Origin of the sequence: Sulfidibacter corallicola, assembly GCF_017498545.1 — a bacterium.
Classification (GTDB): Bacteria; Acidobacteriota; Holophagae; order Acanthopleuribacterales; family Acanthopleuribacteraceae; genus Sulfidibacter; species Sulfidibacter corallicola.
The window spans coordinates 2,300,080-2,321,637 of record NZ_CP071793.1 but is presented as its reverse complement, the minus strand read 5'-3'; the positions used below and the strand labels follow the sequence as shown (position 1 = coordinate 2,321,637).

Below are 21,558 nucleotides of genomic sequence, written 5' to 3'. Positions count from 1 at the left end.
CATCAATGACTCCGAGGGGATGCTCGAACATTATGGAAACGAGTGAGAATAATCAGGTTCAAGATGCCGAGGCTTTTTTGGCGCGTCACGATGAAGAGCACCGCGCAAAACGAAGAGGTTGCATACTGCGGTTGATCGCGGGTTGGTTTGGCCTGATGCTGGTGATCATCGCCATCATGGTGTTCGTGCGGTCGCGGGCCGTGCGCGATCCCGAGCAGATCGCCGAGCGCCTCCATGGATTGATTCGGGTCGAGATGCCGGCTTCGTTCCAGCCCTATTCCCACACCCGCGTGTTCGGCGTCGAATCGCTCTCGTTCTGGGACATGGAACACGTACGCGAGGATGGACGCACGACCAATCTGTTCGCGCTCTACCGCGAGAACGATTGGCGCGAACTCACCCTTGCGGAGCTGGAGGCCGAGATCGAATCCGACATGGAAAAGCGCTTGGCACGCAACGAGTTCCACACGCGTTCCACGGCCGTTGTGGAGTTGGACATCGAAGGCCGGATCCATCGGGTCTTTCGCTTCATGGGCGTGGCCCAGGTGGAACAGGACCGCTTCGAAGCGACCTCCTGTTTCATGATCCTGGACACACCCGAAGGGCTCGTACGCGTACAGACACTCGGCCTCAATCGCGAATTCGATCTGGAAAAACAACTTGCCCTGTTGGCCACCATTCGTCCTTTGAAGCCTTGATCCCGACGCGCATCCGGCATGGTGGGCACGGGCCTCCGTGTGGTCTCGCCCTTCACCCGAATCGTCTCCCGCGGCAATCGTGTTAGCATGAGGACCGCGATGCCCAGGGTCCGGTGGACAGGGCGTCGCGTCCATCAGCGATGGTCGAAAGGACGTTTTCGATGAAACCCTACTCGGCGGCTTGTGAACGTAACAAAGACCCCATTCTCACGGTGCTTCGACGCTTTTTCGCGGACGTGTCGCTCGTGCTCGAGATCGGCTCCGGGACCGGCCAACACGCGGTACACATGGGGACCCACCTGCCGCATTTGACGTGGCAGACCAGTGATCTCGCGGTGCATCACGACGGCATCCGGCGCTGGCTGGAAGATGCCGGCTTGCCCAACGTGGGCTCGCCCCTGCCCCTGGACGTGGACCAGACCGAATGGCCGGAACTCGAGCCCGATGCCGTGTTTACCGCCAACACCTTTCACATCGTGTCGTGGCCCCAGGTGCAGCGACTCCTGGCGGGCGCCGCCCGTGCCTTGAAGGCCGCCGCCGTGGAAAAGCGCGGGAAGTTGGCGGTGTACGGTCCTTTCAACTACGACGGCAACTACACGGGGCCGGGTAATCGGAACTTCGATCAGATGCTCCGCCAGCGCGATCCCCTGAGCGGTATTCGCGATTTCGAGGCGGTCGTGGCGCAGGCTCGCTCCGAAGGGTTCGCCTTGGTGGGAGACGTGGCCATGCCCGCCGACAACCACCTGCTCACCTTCGTGCTCGACTGAAGACCGATGACGACCCTGAACCTGGAGGCGGAGTGGATCGATTCGATCGAGCGCGTGACGGAAGAGGCGTGGAACCGGCTCCTTGAGGCGCGCCCCTATCCCTTCCTTGACTGGCGCTGGCTGCGCGGCTTGGAACGGTCCGGCAGTGCCTGCCAGGCCGAGGGCTGGGCGCCCTGCCATCTCCTGTTGCGCCATCGGGGGCGGCTGGTGGCCGCCGCCGCACTCTACCTGAAGGCCCACAGTCGCGGCGAATTCGTCTTCGATCAGGAATGGGCCCACGTCTCGCTCCAAGTCGGCGTTCCCTATTACCCCAAGCTCTTGGGGATGAGCCCCTTCTCGCCCGCCATCGGGTACCGCTTCCTCACCGATCCCGATTGGGACGAGACATCGCTCTACCGCCGCTTGATGATCGAAATCGACGATTTCTGTGCCGGCAAGGACATTCAGGGTTGTCACTTTCTCCACGGCGATCCCAATTTTGTGGACCAGATGCGGCAGTTGGGCCTCAAGTATTGGCTTCACCACGGGCTGATCTGGGAGAACCCCGGATTCGCGAACTTCGACGACTACCTGGCCACGTTTCGCAGCCACCAACGCAAAAATATCCGACGCGAACGACGCAAGGTGCGCGAGTCCGGCATTCACTTTCGCGTTCTTTCGGGCGAACGGATCCCCGCCGAATACTTTCAACACATGTTCCTCTTCTATAGCGCGACCTGCGTGAAATATTGGGGATACAGTTACTATCTGAAACAGGCCTTCTTTCACGAGCTGGCGGTGCACCTTGCCGACCGCATCGCCTTCGTGTGCGCCTTCGAACCCGATCGAGAACTTCCGATCGCCATGTCGCTGCTGGTTCACGAGGGCGAGTGGCTGTTCGGGCGCTATTGGGGTTGCCTGGAGGAATACGATTACCTTCATTTCGAGACCTGTTACTACCAGGCCATCGAGTGGGCGATCCAACGCGGCATTCGCTATTACGATGCGGGTTCCGGCGGGGCCTCCCAAAAGAAGCACCGCGGTTTCCCCGCGCGGCCCAAGCCCAGCCTGCACCGTTTCTACCACCCGATCATGGGCCGAATCTGGGACGCCAACATCGATCGCATCAACGACCTGGAGCAAGAGCAGATCGATATGATCAACGGCGATCGGCGCGACCGTTCCTGACCTCGTTCGACGTTCCTTTTTGACGCAGGATGCTGTATCGACCGTGTGACCTGCCATGAGGGGATTGTTGGATTTTGCGGGATTCGCGCAAAAAGAGTGCTACACGTCGATGGTCGAGTTTGGTTAAAATTGCGATAACCGTCCTGTCCCGATGAGTATTTACACGTAGATGCTCGCGGCCGAATGGGTGGGGCATGACCGCCTGTCACCCGCGAACGACGGAGAGGAGTGTGGTTGAGTCGTGAAACAAGTTCCAGTCACCGTACTCAGTGGATTTCTGGGTTCCGGGAAAACGACGTTCCTCAATTATTTGTTACACGCCGACCACGGCCGGCGCATTGGCGTACTCGTCAATGATTTTGGCAGTGTCAACATCGATGCGGATCTGGTGACACGCATCGAAGGCGAAACCATGAGCCTGGCCAATGGCTGCATTTGTTGCTCCATTCGCGGCGATATGGAAGAAACCCTGGTTTCCATGGTGGACGGCGATGAAAAGCCCGATCACCTGTTGATCGAAGCCAGCGGCGTTTCCGACCCGGCGGCCATCGTGCAAACCTTCGCACTGTCCCACGACCTGCGCGCCAAGGTGTACCTCGACGGGATCGTCGCGGTGGTCGATGGCGAGCAGGTGCGCGACCTGAAGGGCAAGAACGCCCTGCTGGCGCGCCGCCAGATCGCCGTGGCCGACCTGTTGTTGGTGAACAAAGTGGATCTTCTCGACGATGCCCAGCGCGCCTCCCTTTCGAAATGGCTGCGACAACAGGTTTCCGACGTGCGGTTGGTGGAAACGGTTCGAGGTCGTGTTCCACTCGAGCTGGTGTTCGGCCTGGGCGGCAAGAAATGGCGGGAGGCCGCGGAGAAGGACACGCTGGATGTTCATGTTCACGACGTGGAACAGTCCGCGAAACACGCCCACGAGAATCACCTGCTCGAGTTCGAGACCTGGACCTATCGCGGTGAAAAACCGTTCGATTTCACGGCGTTGAAACGGATGATGAGCGGATTGCCGGCTTCGGTCTACCGCGTCAAGGGGATCGTCCAGTTGCAGAACATGCCCGCCGAACGTACGGTGCTCCAGGTGGCCGGTCGGCGGGTGAGTTTTCTCGGTGACCGCTTGTGGCGCGACACCCGGCCCTACACCGAATTGGTGTTCATCGCCGCTGCCGGCAAGCTCGATCCAGACCGTCTGGCCGCGAGGATGGACCAGTGTCTTGCCGATGCGAAGGAAACCGCCGCCGAGGACCGGCAGGCCGATGCGATCGGGAAGGAAGTGCAAATCAACCGCTGGGCACAAAAGTTCTGGGAACACTCGGCGCGTGCCATGCAGCAACGAATGGCGGAGGACCATTCCAACGGCGAGCAGTGAAACTATTTCTGGTTTCTGGCGAAGGGCCATGGGTCGTTCATCCAAAAAATTCAGCAGGAACCCAGGAACATCGGAAACCAGGAAAGGATCGGCATTTGGGACAGATCATGGTCCCGCTCTTCCTGGTTTCGATCATTCCTGCCTTCCTGATCAAGAATTGGCGACGGCAAGACCCAGCTCTGGTTGAAAGCACCACTTTGCTTCAAGAGAGCTACGGACCAGCGGGCATACCCAGCTCGATTTCGAGAAAGAAACAGCGCGGAGCGAGCCTGCATGGTGGTCCCGGTTGCCTGGGAGGGTCGTCGTGCACGGCCGGTATGGCCAGGTAGGTGCGACCGCTGGTCGCACATTCCGAAGCTCCTGCTTCTATCGACGCTTCGCGCTTTGGCGTTTCGTATCTGCGCTGCCTTGATCGCTTCGAAGTGTCGGGCCAGCGGCCCTACCGGCCGTGCCCATCCTACCGGGCACGACGAATCTCTCGGCATTCGGGAACTCTAGACGGATTGGTTTCAAATGAGAACACCAAGGACACCGAGGCGCTTTCTGTTTGTACCCTTGGTCCATTCGCGGTATGGTTTGGGCCGAAACCGACAAGCAACGCTTCGAGCCCCCCACGCGTCGCGGTGTGGGCCCCACACTTCGCACCGCCTTCGATTCGGGATCGTTTTTCCTTTCGCCTTGGATCGTATACCGATCCATCCATCGCGAGAGGGGCCCTGCCTTGCGGATCGGAGAGGGAGGATGCTGCATTGGAAACCTATTCGGGTCACCTGAGTAAAATGGCCACGACATTGGCGGAACCGGTCCAGTACGAAATGTGTCTGGACCAGCTTCGCGTTCCCATGAATACCTATCTCGGTCGCACGATCGGCTTGACGTTCTCGGGCCGCATCGAATGCGCAGGTTGCGGCCGCAAGATCAAAAAAAGCTACCACCAGGGCTATTGTTACCCCTGCACCCAGACCCTGGCCGAATGCGACACCTGCATCGTCAGACCCGAGTTGTGCCACTTCGCCCAGGGCACCTGCCGCCAGCCGGATTGGGGCGAGGCTCGCTGCATGAAGCCGCACTACGTCTATCTCGCCAATTCCTCGGGAATCAAGGTCGGCATTACCCGCGAAACCCAGATCCCCACGCGCTGGATCGATCAGGGGGCCATTCAGGCCCTGCCGATCCTGAAGGTCGGCACCCGCCTCGTTTCGGGACTGTCGGAGGTCCTTTTCAAGCGGCACGTGGCGGACAAGACCAATTGGCGCAAGATGTTGAAGGGCGAGGTCGAGGAGCGCGACCTGGTCGCGGCGCGCGACGAGTTGATGGAGAAATGCCGGCCCGGCCTGGAGGAGTTGGTGGCCGAGCACGGTCCCGATGCGGTGACGCCTCTTCCCGAGGCGACCGAAACGCGACTCGATTTTCCCGTTCTGGAGTTTCCGACCAAGGTGACCTCGCTGAACTTGGACAAAACGCCCGAGATCGGCGGTGTCCTGAAGGGGATCAAAGGCCAGTACCTGATTCTCTCCACCGGTGTCATCAACATCCGCAAATACGGCGGTTATCACGTCACCTTCTCGGCCTGAACGAAAAATGGGAGCCGAAAACGGCTCCCTGAATTCGCGATGGCTTCATCGCTTGGAGGTAATCCCGGGAATCGGGGGCGATTCCCGGTAGATGGGTTTGGGTAGCGGGATCAGAATTTGACGTTGAAGCCCACGTAATAGGAGCGCGGGAACGAGTATTCGGTCGCTTCACCGAAGTTCTCGGCGAACTCGTCCAGCACGGGGCTGTTGTTCTGCACGTACTCTAGATAGGCCTCGGAACCGGGTTCGGCGTCGGTGGTGAACGAGCCGTAGCCGATGAAATTGTCCACATCGACCACCCGGCGATCGTTCAGCACGTTGAAGATGTCCAGGTAGATCGACGGCGAAACGCGGCCGTTGAACAACTTGAAGGCGTACTCCAGGTGGAGGTCCGTGCGGGTGTAGTTTTCCATGCGGCGGCTGCCGCGCGACTCGTACCACACCTCTTCGTAGGTGTCCTCGTTGATGCCGTCCGGAATCTGGTTCAGGATGCTGATTTCGGGCGTGAAGGTGGAACCGCTCTGGAGGATGTAGTTGACCCCCACGGTGAAGCCTCCGTCGAAGGCGTAGGAGCCGTTGAACTTGAAGCTGTGCGGCACGTCGAGCACCTTGCCGTACCAGTTGTTCACCTGGTAGGGCGAATCCAGGTACAGGGTCGAGTTGTCGGAGGAACTGCGACCGCGGGTTTTGGAATAGGTGTAGGAGGTGAAGAACTGGAAGCCGTCGGGGCCGAGGCGCTTCTGGGCACTCAGGATCAGGGCCTGGTACTTGCGCCATTCGCCGTCCACGGTCTGGAAGATCCAATCGCCGGTCTGGGCGAAGTCGGCGTCCTCGTAAGCGTTCTGCCAGGTACGGTGATAGGTGTTGACGCCCACCGCGTACATCGGCGTCAGTTGGTAGTCGTAACCCAGGGTGAACTCGTCCATGTAGGAGGGATCCAGGGTGCCCAGGATTTGGGTGGTACCCGAGGGACCGAAGGTGGAGGTGGTCCGGTACTCCCACATGTCGGGGTGGTCCTGGATGTTGATCTGGGCCCAATCGGCCGGGTTCTCCCAGGGGCGCAGGCCTTGCGCGACCAGATCCGAAATGGCCGGATTCAGCCAGTACCACTCACGGGTGTATTCCTGGTCGGGTTGGCTGTTGTCGACGACCCAGTCGCCGATCGCATCGTAGTAGCGCGCGAACGAACCGTGCAGGCTGCCCTTGTCGAGCGTATATGCGAAGCCCACCCGCGGCGAGATCATGTCGCCCAGCTTCTGATTGACGATTTCGCGGCCTTCCACGTTGTCGAACTTCAGGCTCTCGGCACGCAGGCCCAGGTTGAAGGTCAGGCGCTCGTTGACCGTCCATTCGTCCTGCAGGAAGATCGCGCCGTAGGATTCGCTGGTCAGGGCGGTGGGCCGGTCGTCGGTGTAGATCAGGAAGGCGGCCCAGTCGCTGCGCTCGTTCCAGTACATGCGGTGGCCGCCGTTCCAGAGGTCGTCGCCGCTGCCGTAGCTGGAATCGCGGACTTCCGCGCCGATCTTCAGGTTGTGGGTGCCTTTGCCCGCATCCAAGAAGTAGTTGTACGTTGCGGTGTAGGAATCGAATTCGCGGTCGGATCGGTAGTTGGATCGCGCCGGCGAGGTGTTGGTGTAGAAGGTGCCGGCCTCGGCCGAGACGAACTGATGAACCGGTCTGAGCGCCGTCGAGATGTCGCTCGAGTCGGCGGGGACGTTGTTCAGGTTGGAGTCGAACCGCTGTACTCTGGCGCTCAAATAGGAGACCGCGTTGATGTTCCAGTTCCACTCGAACATCATGGTGTCGCCGCCCTGTTCACGATTGACCGTGAAGGGGTTGCCGTAATACTCGTAGTTCAGGTAGGAATGGAGCGGGAATTCGATGGGGTCTTCGTTGTAGGCCAATACCAGGCTGTGATTGGGCGTGGCCTGGTAGGTCAGTTTGAGGTTCAGGTAGTGACCTTCGTAGGTGGGCGAATTGGTCGTCTGCCTGGTCAGATCCTGCGATTCGAACGCTTCGAGATTGGCGTAGTGGAAGGTCTGCTTTTCCTTTCCGCGCGTTTCGAAGGCCGCGAAAAACCACAGGCGATCCTTGATGATCGGACCGCCAAGCGTCATCGCGATGCGGTCTTCCGTGGTGTACCGGGTGCTTTCGTCGAAGGTCTTGCCGTCGGCGTCCTCGTTCCATTCCACGTCGGACTTCAGGAAGCGCACGTTCCCCTCGAAGCGGTTACCGCCCGATTTGGTCACCAGGTTGACCACGGCGCCCTGGCCGCGACCGTATTCGGCCGAAACCCCGCCGGTGATGACCTGGATGTCCTGTATCGCGTCGAAGTTGATTTGGGTACCCCAGGTTTTCGACAAGGGATCCGTGTTGTCCGCACCGTCGACGAGGTAGATGTTGTCGGTCGAGGAGCCGCCCAGCATGCTGGGGTTGTTGCCTTCCAGGGCTCCGGGGGTCATGGCCATGACCATTTGCATTTGGCGGTTGTTGGTCACCGTCTCCAGGAATTCCGCGCTGAAGTTGTGGGAAATCTGGTTGGTGGTGGTGTCGATCATCGGCACCTCGGCCGTGACGACCAACTCGTCCGTAACCGACTGGGGTTGAATGGGTATCGTGAGCTTGACGGTTTTGCCCAAGGGGAGGTTGACGTCCTTGCGGACGGCCGTTTGAAAGCCGGTCATGGTCACGCGAATCCGGTATCCACTGCCGGGCGGCAGCAGGGCGAAGCGGAACAGACCTTTGTCGTTGGTGACGATTTCACGTTGGCCTTGCAGGACCTCGCCCTCCAAGACGACGAGGGCGCCCGGTAAGGGCTGGTCTTCGTTGGTGACCGTGCCGGTGATGACACTGGTCCCGGTTTGAGCTGAAAGCGGTAACCCGCAGACGATGAGTAGACAACACACAAGGGTTCTTCTGAGCATAGAAACAAATCTCCTGAAAACCTCATTGGAGCCGGTGGTACGGTGGGATACACCACGGCCATGGCACCGAAAATCCCCGACGAATTCGCATTGATGACAGCGAGAAAAGAGGAACGATGAAAGTGCGGGGAGTGAAATGTAGATAAAACCTGAGCGTTGGAAAAAACCTGTGGATGAAAAGATACTCCAAATAAGGTTTTATCCTGAAGTGTGCACGTTTCGTGATGCAGCAACTTCGAAATTTGGATCATTGTATGAAGAACCCGCAGGGAAGCCAATAAGATTTTTCAAAACTGATGCGAAAAAAGCCGGGTTCAGACTGAGATAAATGATGATTTTTAGGGCTTAAATACTAATAATTAGAATGTGTTGCACGAAATCAACAAAAGTTTCCAAAAAAATGGATCGGATGGCGTTTTTTTACATTTGGCGCCCGTGAACCGATCGTTCGTTTTCGGCGTGAAGTCGAATTCCTCGCCAGAAAATGAGTTCGGATTCATTATATATAGGCGGTTTTTCAGATACATAAACTTTTTGGGTTTTGCGTGATTCGCCTTGGTCCCCATGCTGTGGGGAAACGTCGAATGGCCGGAGTGCTCGCGCACCCGGGCCATGAACACGGCGATTTCTCGAGGCCGGGAGCGGCCGCGCCTCACTCGCGGGAGCGGCGCTTGGGTGGTGGTGCCTTGTCTTCGGCACCGCCCAGTTGTCCGAATGCCGCATCCAGTTCGTCGTCGAGGTCGCCCAGATCCAGCAGGACGTCGCCGGGGTTCAGGTGGGACACTTCCTGCTCTTTTCGGCTTTGGATCAATTTTTTGGGCGGCGGCAGAATGGAAGGATTCTGCGAAGGCGTTTCGGCCTTGTCTCGTTCCGGTCGGGTGGGGGCCTGGGGCCTGGAGGAGCCCGCGGATTGGGCCGTCTTGGGGGCTTCGGGCTTCGCTTGGCGGCTTCGGCTGGATGGGTTCGCCCGGTGATCGGGCAGGCTGGGAGGCTGGATGGAATCGGCGGTCCGCGAATCGGCGGACTGCGAGCTGGACGTGCGCTTTTTGACCTCTCGCCGCGAGGGGCGTGCCGGTGTCGGCGGGGGCGGCGCCGCCTCGTCATCCAAAAAGACGATGGTTTCCTGGCTCTGTTGGGCGAAGAGGTGATCGTCGTCCCGCGGTTGCGGAGGTGCCGTTGTCGGCGGTGCCGGTTGCGAAGATCCATGTTGGTCGGCGGCGTCGAAAAATGCGGCGCCCTGGAATGGGTCGCTCTGAGATGACGCGGGCGCGGCCGGTAGGTCGGGTAAAGGCAGATCGGGCAACGGCAGGTCCGAGATCGGAGCATTTGGGCTCGCATCGAATGCCGGGCCGGTCGGGACCAGTACGGGCTCACCGGGACCCGTGGGTTTGGCCTTGGGGGGCCCACCGGTCGAGCCGGGATTTTCCGCAACGGTGCCGATCTCCACGTGGGGAATGCGCGCGACGCGAATCGCCAACAAGGTCTTGATGGCCAAACCGATCAGAAACAGGATGCCGAAGACGATCATCCAGAAGTCGGGCGTGCGGGTCACGGCACTCATCGGGTGTTTGGCACTTTCGTCCCGAAAGTAGCGATCCAAGAGTTCGTCCATGTCGGGGAGTCGGGCGTTCCGCAGGGTGTCGCTGAGCGGCTGGCCCAACAGGTGGCGTTGGATGAAGGTGACTTCGGAGTCGGGATATTCCTGCCAGAGCCAACGCACGAATTGCTCGGACACGGCGGCGAAATAGGCGCCTCGAAAACCGTGGAAAAACGCGGCTTGGTCGAGGGAGGTCAGGGCGCCGGGATTGGACAGCGCCCGAAAGCCCAGGATCAACTTGTAGCGGTATCCGTTGGGTTCGGTGCCGTCGTAGTATTGGGCCAGGCCCTCTTCCAGGAAGAAGGGGAGCGGTTCGGGATGATCCCATCTCAAATAGTGGTGGACGAGGTAATGCCGGAGTTCCGCGTTCAGGTGCTCCTGATCGATCTGAAACTGTCGGGAAATTCGGAATTCGATGCGCTGCCCGGATTGGTTGTAGCTGACTTCCAGCCAGCGGGTAGGGGACAGGTGGTGGGGCCGGCCCTGGTCCACGGCGTTGATGATCACGGAGGCGTGAACGGGTTCCTCGGGCAGGATGACGGACCATCGCTGGCCCAGCTCGGCCAGGAAGCGTTCACCCTCGCGACCCAGCGCCTCCGCGTGCTCTGAAAACCCGCGCGTATAGTAGATATTCAGCCGCTCCGTTTTGTAGACCTTCAGTGTGGCGGATGCCTTCAGCACCTGGGCGGTTCGTCGGGGTTCGTCTGCATGGCAGGCCACAACCAAAAGGAATAGAAGAAAGGGTTTCATGGCGGCTCTTATCGGGAAAATTTGGGCGAATGCGGTGCCTGTCGGGTCGACAGAAACGGGCCTCATCATAGCATGCGCCCTTGGTGTTCGCGGTGTTAGCCTCATCACGGTGGCGCCACGGGGGAGGTCTCACCGACGGTTGGAGATGGGATCGCAAGGTCGCGGTTTTTTCTATTCTCTCATTAAATCTACGCCGCTTGGCCCCCTTGCGGCTGAAGGAGCGCCTGAAACGACATCTCGGGCGCAGTCGGTGTTTCGGCCGGCCCCGTCGCCGGGTTGTCGCTTCGTCGTGAAGGGATTGGGCCGGGCATCGGTATCATCCTCGGTCGTACGCGGTTGGAGTGTGCTACCTTGCTCTGGAAACGACTTTTTCTTCCTGTGACGCGACCTCGAACTCGCGCGTGATTGCCTTTCCGATGTTGGAGGATCCCTTGATCAAACGAGTGGTGAAGTGGGTTGGTGTCTTGGCTTTTGTCCTGGTGCTGGCCGCGTTTGGCTATGGTAGTTTTGTCACGAGTCGCCTCGCCGAATATCAGGCGGAACTGAAAGGACGCATGGCGGCCGCACGCGCCGAAACCGGAGAAGCCGAACGGTTGACCCAGCCCCAGGATTTGCGGGTGGTCCTCGACGAGCGGTTTCTCAACGACATTTTCGGGGCCACCGCCGGGCTGGAGATTCGGGCTCGAGGCGGACACGACCTGCAGGTGGAAAAGGTCGAAGTACACCTCGATCGCGGTTTCCTGCATATCGAAGCCGAGGGCGTCTTTTCCGCTTTTGGCGGTCTCTACGTCACGCCCGTGAAGGCTTCCTATCTCGGCTTCGCCCGCATCGGCGAAAACGGGCACTGTATTTTGGAGTCTCGCCTGGATCAGGTTCGCGCCGATCGCGTGCCGTTGATCTCTCCCAAATGGGTCGAATCGTGGATGACGCTCAAGCTGCAGCGGGCCTTGAAATTTCCCGAACTCCCCATTCCGGTCACGCTGGAACCCAATCTCTCTCTGCCCGAAATGACCAAATTCGTCCCGAAGCGCAACCTGAATCTGCGCATTCCGGCCAGGACCGTGCAACTCGAGCTGACCGCGCCGTGGGTGGCGATCGAGCCCGGATACCTGGTGATCGGCGTCGAGCGCATTCAGTTGGCCGACCGCGAGGCGCCGTCGGAAACGACGACCGCGCTCGGGGCTCCCGACCTGACGCCAGGCTCGGCGCAGGTGGCCGTGCGTTTCGGGCTGATCTCCGCCATGCTGGATGAATTGGTCGAACCGGAAGTCGACCTCTATCTGCAGAGTGATCGCATTCCCCGTGTGTGGCGCAAGGAGAAGAAGATTTTGGGCGTGACCACCAAAGCGGAGCTGGATCTGGTCGGTGTCGACGGCAGTCTCGACATCCAGCGGGCCCGATTGGGCGTGGCGTCGGGGGAATTGTGGGTCGATCTGGAAGCGGGCGGCAAGGTGACCGGGGTCGCCTCCGGTGATTTGTTCGGATTGGCCCTGAACAAGGAGTTCGCCGCCGAGCCGCGCGTGAACGAGAGAGTACCGGTGGAAATCACCGAGCGCGACGGCTTTTTGGAGTTGGGTTTCGCCAAGAAGGAGTTCGACCTGGACCTGAAAGTGGAAACCTCCATTTTGGATCGGGATGTCTCCATCCACCACGAGTTGGAGATTTCACCGCGATTCCTGCTGCGAACCTTCTCGCTCGATCACTGGATCGAGCGCGAAATCATGATACCGACCGTGGTTCGCAACAAACGCGTTCAGGGTTACAAGAAAGTGGCGATGTCGCTTAGCTGGTCGGCCCAGCTTCCCCAGGCGGCACAGGATCATCTGTCCCTGATGGGCACGCTCGCCATCGGCGGCCTGCAGGAAGTGGCCAAGCCGGAAGGGGGCTGATTGCGGGCGGGTCATCTCGAACTGATGGCTTCCAGGGTGACCTTCGTCTTTTGCTTTTCACCGTTGCGGAGGAAGGTGACGTTCACTTCCGTGCCGATCTCGAACCGATCCAAGACGCGATAGAGGTCTTGGGGCGTGGCGATCGCCTCTCCTTCGATGTCGACCAGGATATCGCCCAGTTGGAGCTTGCGGCCACGGCGATGGGTGCCGCGCAAACCGGCTTTGTCGGCCCCGCTGCGCGGTTGCACGTACATGATCAGCACGCCTTTGATGCCCCGCCGCCAGAGCATGCGCTGGATCGAGGTGGAAGCGCCGATGCTGATGCCCATGCCCGCGCGTTTCACTTCGCCGAAGCGAATCAGTTGTGGCGCCGCGCGACGGACCGCGTCGACGGGAATGGCGAAACCGATGCCGGCACTCGCGCCCGAACGGGAGAGAATTTGGGTGTTGACGCCGATCAGCCGGCCCGCACTATCCAAGAGGGGACCTCCCGAATTGCCGGGATTGATGGCCGCATCCGTCTGGATCACTTCCTCGATCTCCCGACCGTTCACCGATTCGATGGTTCGATCCAAGGCACTGACCACGCCGGTCGAGAGCGAGTGGTCCAAACCGAAGGGGTTGCCGATCGCCAGCACCTTTTGGCCGACCTTGAGATCGGAGCTGGAGCCCAAAGGAATGGGACGCAGCAACTTGGGATCGGCCTCGATCTTGAGGATGGCCATGTCCTTGTCGGGATAGAGGCCGATGACCTTCGCCTCGTGGATGGACTGATCGAGCAGGACCACCTCGAACGCGTTGCCGCCCTGCAGCACGTGGTAGTTGGTGACGATGTGACCCTTTTGGTCCCACACGAAGCCGGAACCCGTACCTGCCGGTTGCTCCATGACGTTGCGAAAGAAGTCGTAGGTCCGACGCTTGGTGGTGATGAAGACCACCGAGGATGCCGCTTCCTCGAACACGTTGATCGTGTTCTCCTCGTCGCTGGTCAGGGCGCCTCGCTGCGACACCGGCCTGGCGGCTTCGGCGATTTCCAGCGTCTTCGACATCTTGGCGTACCAACTGAAAAAAGCCGCGCCCATCAGAATTCCCGCCAACAGGGTCAGCGAGGGGATCCCCTTTTTCTTCAACCAGGAGGCATTATTGAACAACGGATCCATGTGGGGCTCCCTTCATCGCGGTGTGCCGCGTCGTCGAATTCCATGCGAACCGCGCGATCGAAATCCAGCTCGCGAGGCCACTCATCATTATAGAAAAAGCCGGAACCAACCGGCACCAAATGCTGGCGATTTCAGGTGGTCGAAACGCCGTTCGGCGCATTACGGCCTTTTGTGGGGCAGTCTCCACGTGGTTGCGCGCCGACCCCCACCGATCTGGTGGTAGAGTACGCCTTGCCGTCGATTCGTTTGCGAGGTGATCACCATGTCGATGTTGCTCGAGTGTGTACCCAACTTCAGCGAGGGTCGGGATTCCGCCGTATTGGATGAAATCGCGGCGGCGATCGCCTCCGTCGACCAGGTCCGATTTCTCGGCCGAGACTCCGGCCTGGCCGCCCACCGTACCGTCATGACCTTTGCCGGCCCGCCCGAACCGGTCGTGGAAGCGGCCTTTCGGGCGGTCGAGGCCGCGGTGCGGCTCATCGACATGCGCGACCACCGCGGCACCCATCCGCGCATCGGTGCCGCCGACGTCTGTCCGCTCATTCCGCTTCGAGGGATGACCATGGCCCAGGCCGCCGACCATGCGCGCCGGCTGGCACACCGGGTGGGCACGACCCTGGGCGTTCCCAGCTACCTCTACTGCCTCGCCGCCCAAACGCCCGAGCGGATTTCGCTGGCCGCCATTCGGGCGGGAGAATACGAGGGCCTGGCCAAACGGATGGAACGGCCCGACGGGGTACCCGATTTCGGACCCAAACGCTTCCAGGCCCGCTGCGGTGCCGCCGTTTTCGGCGCGCGCGAACTCATGCTGGCCTACAACGTCAATCTCGAGGGGTATCACCTGAAAGCCGCCAAGCGCATCGCGGCCCGAATCCGTGAATCCGGCCGCCGGGTCAAGGGCGAGGTCGTGCCCGGGTTGTTCCGGGGTGTCAAGGCGATCGGTTGGGATATCGAGGACTTTTCCCGTTCCCAAGTATCGACGAACATCATGGACATCCCCGCCGCCCCGCTGCACTCGGTGTTCGAAGCGGTGCGGGAGTTGGCCGAACCCATGGCGTCGAAGGTCGATGGCTCCGAACTGATCGGGCTGATGCCGCGCGCATGCCTGCGTCGTGCGGGTCTTCACTTTGCCGAAAGGGCGGGACGTTCGCTGGAGAACCTGCCCCTGGATGAGGTCTATCGTTTGGGGATTTCCGGCCTCGGGCTGGATCGAGTCAAACCCTTTTCTCCCGATACCCACCTCATCGAGCATGCGTTGGGCCTGGCGGAAGACTTGATTTGATCGCCCTTGCCGCCTCATCTCGGGGAACGGATTGGTGCCGCGACTCGTAGAAAGGGAATGTTCGAATCTAACTCCTATCGCGCCCGCTATTTCGATCATAATGACGCTATGCTCGATCCACGACTTGATTACTGACGTTGCGGGAGTATCATGAAAACACTTCGTCAGGGTTTGTCGTCCGTAAGTAGTTTCAGGGGCGCACCGGGTTTGGTTGCCTGCCCGGGACGAGATAGGGGAGCACGGGAGCAACATGAAATCGCCGACTCAGAGATTGTGGACTTTTTGGATTTCGTTTTCCCTGCTCGTGCTCTTTCTGTTGCCGGTTGCCCTCAAAAATACCTATAACAAGCTCAACTCGGGGATCGACCACAACCTGTTCGCGATGGCGTTGGGGCGGATCATGGTGACTGCGCCCGTGCAGGCCAAAGCGCGCCAGTCCTCGCTCGAACTGTTCGGCGCCGAGCACAGCAAGGGCATTCAAGTGGGAGACCTGCTCCTGTCCGTCAACGGGGAGCGGGTGAAGACGTCGCGCGACGCTTATTTTGCGCTCGCCAAGCTCAAGTCCTGGCAGATCGTACGGCTGAACATCCAACGTACGCGAAAGTACCGCTACGTGGTGGCTTTCGACGCCCGGGTCGGTGACCTGCCGCGCGAATTCATCCGGGATATCCCGCCTTCGGTCTACGTCTACCACATCCTCGAGGGGGGCGCTTCCGATCGCGCCGGGATTCAGACGGGCGACCTGATCCACCGGATCAATGGAGAGGAGATCCGAGACGAAGCCCATGCCGATTTCCTGGTGCGGCGCACCCTGGCCGGCGAGGTCGTGGACTACGATCTGTTGCGCGGTTTGGACCCGTTCACGGCACAGGTAAAAATGGCCCGGCTCAATATCGTCTTTTCCGATATCCTCTTTTTCCTGTGCGGTTTTGCCTGGATCGCCGCTGGCCTGTTGCTCGCCTTCTGGCGCGGCCGTTTGCGGGCCGCCCGTCCCTTGGCGTTCGGCTTCTTTCTCATCGGCTTTTCGCTGTTGCTGTTCCCCTCGCGCGACCATTTGGATCACGGCTTCCTGCGCAGTCTGCGTCGTCTCACGCTCTGGCCCGCCTTTTACCTCGGCATCGCCGCCCTCTTCCACGCCAGTTACTACTTTCCCCGTGAACGCCGCGATATGCTTCGCGTGACCCTGCTGCGCTACATCTGCTACCCGATCGCCGTCATTGCCGCCGCGGTAGCCGTCGCCCGGTGGAACCTCGAAACCCTGCTGTTCACCCTTCCGGCGATGTTCCTCCTTCACCTCGCCGTTCGTTTCTGGTTCCGATCGGGTTCCACTTCCGAGCATGCCCGTTTGGAAGCGCCCATCGTCTGGACCGGCCTGACCGGTGCGGGCCTGGTCTTTTTTGCCGTGTCCTGGGGGAGGGGACTACCCCGTGAGATCTTGGTCCTCCTGCCGGTCCTGGTCAGTGTCGCCCTATTGGGCGCCTATCTCTACACCATCGGCCGCCATCGCCTGCTGGGAGTGAGTATCGGCCTCGTGACCCAATATAGCTTGATGGCCACCCTGTGGATGGGCTTGGTGGTCTTGGGGTTCGGTTCCGTGTTGAACTGGTTTGCCGCCGGCATGGTGGATCTGCCCAATGTGCGGTTGACCTCGAGCTTCATCGAGGTAACCGATGAACCGGTCTCTTTAGGGGTTCAATCCCACGGTCGCAACTTGATATTGATGTTTTTCGCGATCACCCTTTCCGCTTTGTTCTTCTACGTGGGTCGTCTGGGCCTGGCCGGAATTCGGCGGCGCTTCCACCGGACCGACTACAATCTCCACAAGGCGGCCTCGGACCTTTCCGAGCTGATGACGCGCGTGGTCAGCCTCGAGGAATTGACCTGCGGCATGGTGTCGAGAATGGCCGAACACATGAACGTCAAGCGTATGGGCCTGTTGGTCTATCGCGACGAGGGCCACCTGGCCTGCCTGCAGAGTATCGGGCTCGCGCGCGATGCCGCGCTGGATTTACCCGAAGCCGAGTATCGTTCACTGCACCAAGCCCTGCGCACCTGCCGGTCCGAACTCTGCGTGGACTACCTCGATGCGGCCGTGAAGCAACGGCTCACCGATCAAGGCTTCAAGTACGTGTTTCCGATTCATTCCAAGGAACGCTTCCTGGGTTGCGTGGTGGTCGGTGAGAAGCGCTCGGAGGCGACCTACCGGCCGCGCGATTTCTCCTTCCTCTCCACCACTGCTCGACAGGCGGCCGTCGCCATCGAGAACGCCTTCCTCTACGAGCAGGTTTCCGTGCAGGAGCGCTGGAAGCACGAATTGGCCTTGGCGCGCCAGATTCAAGTGTCGTCCCTGCCCCAGCAGGAGCCCGAGGTGGTCGGACTGGATGTCGCCGGCGCCTCGCATCCCGCACACGAAGTGGGTGGCGACTATTACGGCTATTTTCAGGAAGGCGACTCGGTGCTCTCCGTGTTCGTCGGCGATGTGAGCGGCAAGGGCACCTCGGCGGCGCTTTACATGTCCAAACTTCAGGGTGTTCTGGCGACACTCGCCACCGAAACCCTGTCGCCCCGCGAAATGTTCGACAAGGCCAATCCCATTCTCAGTCGCGAGCTGGATAAAGGCTCCTTCATTTCGGCCCTGGGTGTGCGGTTCGATTCGGTGACGCGTCGCTTCACGGTGGCACGCGCCGGCCACCAGCCTTTACTGTGGTACCGAGCCCAGTTCAACGAAGTGGTTCAGATCAAGCCGGATGGCCTGGCTCTAGGGCTCGATCACGGCCCGCTGTTCGATCAGGTCATGACCGAGAAGTTCGGCCATTATAGTGTTGATGATGTGTTCCTCCTGATTTCCGACGGCATCGACGAAGCCAGCGATCGGGAACACCAGACCTTCGGATTGGATCGGGTGATGCACATTCTCAAACACCACCACGACCTTCGCGCGAGTGAGATGCGGGACCTGATTCTCAGTGAGGTGGAGCAGTTTGCGGGCGGACTGGATCGGGCCGACGATCAGACGGTCGTCGTCGTGAGAGCGACCGGGGTTTCCAAGACCGAAGAGGCGCCCACCCACGTCGGTGTGGACGCCGCGGTTTCAGACGGCCAGTAGTTTTTGATCTTCCTTGGCGATGCAGAGCAATTTGTGGAGGATCTGAACCGCGCGGTCGAAATGTTCGCGGGCGACGGCCAGGCCAGCCCCTTCCGCATCGCTGTCCCGAACCTGGAACAGCAGCGGAATGCCGTGGCTCTCCAGTGCCTGAACCACCTGGATTTGCATCTCCTGGCGGGCGCCCGGGTCCAGTTCCGCCAACACGTACAGGAAGGAACAGGTGCGGTCGCTCTTGATTTGGGAACCGTATCCCGTGGACGTCAGCCAATCGTTCCAATCCGGGTGATCCTCGCAAACCATACTGACCTCGTGACCGGCGAAGTGAAGACCCAGGGGAACCCGGTTTTCGCTCAGTGCCTGGACGACCCCCACCGGCCAGGTACCGACCTGCGTGCCGGAAGGGCTGTTCAGGGTCAATAGCCTGGCCTCTCGTTTTCCCGTAACCGCCCGAACCTTGTTGGAATTCCTGCTGTTCGGACCAATCCAGGTGCCGCGATGGGCGACGTCGAAGGTATTGCGGACCCGAAGTGGAATGCGCTTGTCGCTCACCGGACCCACGCAGCGTTCGTGGAGCACCTTGGCGCCGTAGTAGGCCAGGGTGGCGGCCTGGTTGTAATTCAGGTACGGCAGGGTTTCCGGGTTCCCCACCAGGCGCGGGTCAGCGGTCATGATGCCGTCCACGTCGGTCCAGATCTGAACCTCCTCGGCGGCGCACAAGGCGCCCAGCAAGGTTGCACTGAAATCCGAGCCACCGCGACCCAGGGTCGTCGTGAACCCTTCGCGGGTCGCGCCGGTAAAACCTTGCGTGATCAGCAACTTGTGTTGATCCAAGACCGGCAGGAGTTGGGAATTCACCAGTTGCTGGGACTCGGTCCACAGCGGTGTGGCGGCGCCGAAATGGGCGTCGGTGCGCAGAACTTCCCGAACGTCCAGCCAGGCACAGGAGCCGCGCCGCCGCGTTTGGTGGCTGCGGATCAAATGGAAAATGATTTTCGAGCTGAAACGCTCACCGAAGGCCAGGATTTGGTCGTGCTTGCGGGTGCTCACCTTTTTTTGGCGAAGGAAATTGTGGCAGAGGGCGTCCAGATAGGAAAACTCTTCGGCGAATTCCCTGCGGACGGCGTCCGCCGTCTCCGGTTGAAAACAACGCGCGATGAGCGAAAGGTGTTGCTCCTCGATCTCTTCGAGGAGATCGGTAAGCAACTGAGTCCGTTTGTCTTTGAGTGCTTCCAAAACGGCGACCAGGTTGTTGGTGACACCGGCCAGGGCCGAAACGACGACAACCATGCTCCGATTTCGCTCCCGGGTCACCAAATCGACCAGGCGAAACAAAGCGATTGGATCGGCGACGGAACTTCCGCCAAACTTGTAAACCACGATATTCATGGGGACAACTCACTTTCCGGTTGGCCGCGGAAACAGGCGAGGAGACCTGAGTGAAACCGCGGCGGGTTGACAGTTGCGGCGTGGGCGGGTTGTCGTGAGCGGGTAAGGGTGGCTCAGCGACACCGCATGCGCATTCGCATGTCAATTCGGGAATCGGAAATCGAGGATGTGCGGGAAGCGGTGGTTTGCCGTTGGGCGATATGGCGACCTGAGGGGGGCAGGGTGGCGGGTTTCGGGAGAGGGCCGAGGTGGCCCGATCGTCGTGACGTTTGAAAAAACAGACTTTTCATGGCGAACCTCTTAGTAGGGGAACGGAGGTTGTAACATATTCTGAAACAAGCAATTGAAGTCGAAATATTAATGTCTGAGTAACGTTTTCAATCGCGATTTTTCAAGCAGTTGCCAGGGGGGGGGGAATTCCCGTGTTCGATCGCGATGCACGACGTCAGCCAGGAGCCACACAGGCGGCCAATAAGTTGGAGAATCACTCGTTCCGTGGGGGCGGAACCAAGCGATGATGAGGGTGGTTTTGGGTTTTTGACACGAACTGAAAAAAGCACATGGGGTGGGGCGATGGGGGAAGCCCGGCCGGTGAGGCGCTTCGAACGGAGGCGCACATGCACCGGTCAATGGCGCACCTTAGTACGAAACGGAACGGGTTGCAAGCGATTTATCTCCGGCGGAGGCGAGGTTCCCGGGGGAACGAGTGGCGAAACCGCAGGATTTTTTTACCACCGAGTACGCGGAGGGCGCAGAGATGATGTGCTTGGTTTCATTGTAGTTGATTGTGATTTACCGTCGAGGGGCTGTCGAGTGCACGGGGAGAACCCATGTAGAGACAGGTCGCACGGATGATTTCGTTCGCTCGGGGTTGGACTTCCTGGTTCAGCGCACTGCATGTCACCGGCAAAGTCCGCAGCATGATCGCTGGGACCCGCGATCGGCCGCCGGCTCCCGGTCCTTTGGCCTGAGCAAAGACTACCTGATTTTTGTGGCTCGAGACCAATCGAACCCGAGGTGGAGAGCCTCGTGACCTTCCGGTTTGCACGAAAGGGGAGAAATAATCGATGGCGCCGAAGGGCGCGTCGATATTGGAAAAGAAGGGGGTTGGGCGGCCTGCGGGACTCGAGAATTGAAAAAGAAACTCAAAAAAGGTGTTGACAGGTGCCGGGAGTTGGGTCTTAAATGGCGCCAACATATGCAACGCCGGTCCACCAGTTGGATCGAATTGCGGAGGCTGTGCCCACTTACAAAATTACAATTGAAATCGTCGTTATCCAGAAAGGTGGAGGGATCAGGCCCTGTGAAGCCTTAGCAACCGGTGGAACGCCACGTCAGGTGCTAATTCCTGCCCGTCAGAGAACGGGAAAGATGAGACGGGATTGAAATTTAAGCGAGACACTCGCAAAGAACTTCAAGCTCTTCCAGGTCTTTCCCGGGAGAGCTTTTTTCGTTTTAGCCAGGAGGTTCGAAGTGTTTCGTGTCAATCTTTCAAAACTTCAAATCGGCTCGACCGGCTTTTTCTTTGATTGCGATCCGTTCGCTGAAAGGTGCCGTTGAGGCTTGCTTGCGCAAGCCTCAACTGCCACGGCCTTGTTTCCCCCTAAGGCCGATTTATGAATGAGAAGGAGCCGTTCCCCCTGGCTTCTTCTCATTTCCCCAATGTGCAGTCACCCCCTGAACATTCCAAAACCACGTACATGGAGGCGAACATGACGACCCATATTAACAGAAAACCCTTCAGGTTTGAAACCCTTCAATTGCAATCTGAGCAAAAACCTGAACGGATGATCTGTATTGGGGTTGTACCTCCATATTTCCCAGTGGCTTGTGTTGCCAGTTGTGCGCCCCGTTGCAGCGGTCTTTTCGCCTCGAATGGACCTAGCGGT

12 protein-coding genes and 1 riboswitch are annotated in these 21,558 nt (G+C 59.7%); of the genes, 8 read left to right on the top strand and 4 right to left on the bottom strand.

Translation table 11 applies throughout. From position 1 onward, the window contains the following. The first annotated feature begins 155 nt into the window (after positions 1 to 155). From J3U87_RS06845 to J3U87_RS06825, 5 genes are all read left to right on the top strand, one after another. A complete protein-coding gene (locus J3U87_RS06845) occupies positions 156 to 698 on the top strand; it encodes a hypothetical protein (protein ID WP_237382291.1) in 543 nt (180 codons plus the stop codon). A 161-nt stretch (positions 699 to 859) separates the two neighbouring features. Continuing rightward, the gene (locus J3U87_RS06840; RefSeq protein ID WP_237382290.1) at positions 860 to 1,465 is read left to right on the top strand and encodes a DUF938 domain-containing protein; all 606 of its coding nucleotides are present in this window, start codon (positions 860 to 862) and stop codon (positions 1,463 to 1,465) included. A gap of 6 nt (positions 1,466 to 1,471) precedes the next feature. Then, on the top strand, positions 1,472 to 2,632 hold the full coding sequence (locus tag J3U87_RS06835) for a GNAT family N-acetyltransferase (protein ID WP_237382289.1): 1,161 nt from the start codon (positions 1,472 to 1,474) through the stop codon (positions 2,630 to 2,632). Between the two features lie 241 nt (positions 2,633 to 2,873). Further along, positions 2,874 to 4,001 carry a CobW family GTP-binding protein gene (locus J3U87_RS06830; RefSeq protein WP_237382288.1) on the top strand — a complete coding sequence of 376 codons (1,128 nt, stop codon included), beginning with the start codon at positions 2,874 to 2,876 and terminating at the stop codon, positions 3,999 to 4,001. 749 nt (positions 4,002 to 4,750) lie between these two features. Beyond that, on the top strand, positions 4,751 to 5,575 hold the full coding sequence (locus tag J3U87_RS06825) for a DUF2797 domain-containing protein (protein WP_237382287.1): 825 nt from the start codon (positions 4,751 to 4,753) through the stop codon (positions 5,573 to 5,575). A 110-nt stretch (positions 5,576 to 5,685) separates the two neighbouring features. On the opposite strand, the gene J3U87_RS06820 is transcribed toward J3U87_RS06825, so the two are convergent. Both J3U87_RS06820 and J3U87_RS06815 read right to left on the bottom strand, forming a co-directional pair. Beyond that, positions 5,686 to 8,499, bottom strand: a complete 2,814-nt coding sequence (locus J3U87_RS06820) for a TonB-dependent receptor (protein ID WP_237382286.1) — start codon at positions 8,497 to 8,499, stop codon at positions 5,686 to 5,688. Positions 8,500 to 9,151: 652 nt separating this feature from the next. Then, entirely contained in the window at positions 9,152 to 10,846 is a 1,695-nt protein-coding gene (locus tag J3U87_RS06815; protein ID WP_237382285.1) for a hypothetical protein, read from the bottom strand. Between the two features lie 431 nt (positions 10,847 to 11,277). Between J3U87_RS06815 and J3U87_RS06810 the strand changes: the two genes are divergently transcribed. Beyond that, positions 11,278 to 12,735 (top strand): hypothetical protein, encoded by a 1,458-nt coding sequence (locus J3U87_RS06810; RefSeq protein ID WP_237382284.1) that lies wholly within the window; start codon positions 11,278 to 11,280, stop codon positions 12,733 to 12,735. Between the two features lie 11 nt (positions 12,736 to 12,746). On the opposite strand, the gene J3U87_RS06805 is transcribed toward J3U87_RS06810, so the two are convergent. Beyond that, entirely contained in the window at positions 12,747 to 13,895 is a 1,149-nt protein-coding gene (locus tag J3U87_RS06805) for a S1C family serine protease (protein ID WP_237382283.1), read from the bottom strand. 262 nt (positions 13,896 to 14,157) lie between these two features. Here J3U87_RS06805 and ftcD point away from each other — a divergent pair, with 262 nt between their 5' ends. Together ftcD and J3U87_RS06795 are read left to right on the top strand one after the other, a co-directional pair. Next, a complete protein-coding gene (gene ftcD, locus J3U87_RS06800; protein WP_237382282.1) occupies positions 14,158 to 15,177 on the top strand; it encodes a glutamate formimidoyltransferase in 1,020 nt (339 codons plus the stop codon). Between the two features lie 250 nt (positions 15,178 to 15,427). Continuing rightward, positions 15,428 to 18,283, top strand: a complete 2,856-nt coding sequence (locus tag J3U87_RS06795; RefSeq protein WP_237382281.1) for a SpoIIE family protein phosphatase — start codon at positions 15,428 to 15,430, stop codon at positions 18,281 to 18,283. On the opposite strand, the gene J3U87_RS06790 is transcribed toward J3U87_RS06795, so the two are convergent. Continuing rightward, entirely contained in the window at positions 18,269 to 19,669 is a 1,401-nt protein-coding gene (locus tag J3U87_RS06790; RefSeq protein WP_237382280.1) for an aspartate kinase, read from the bottom strand. The genes J3U87_RS06795 and J3U87_RS06790 overlap by 15 nt on opposite strands. Positions 19,670 to 20,939: 1,270 nt before the next feature. Beyond that, a riboswitch (SAM riboswitch) is annotated at positions 20,940 to 21,046 on the top strand. Positions 21,047 to 21,558 lie beyond the last annotated feature (512 nt).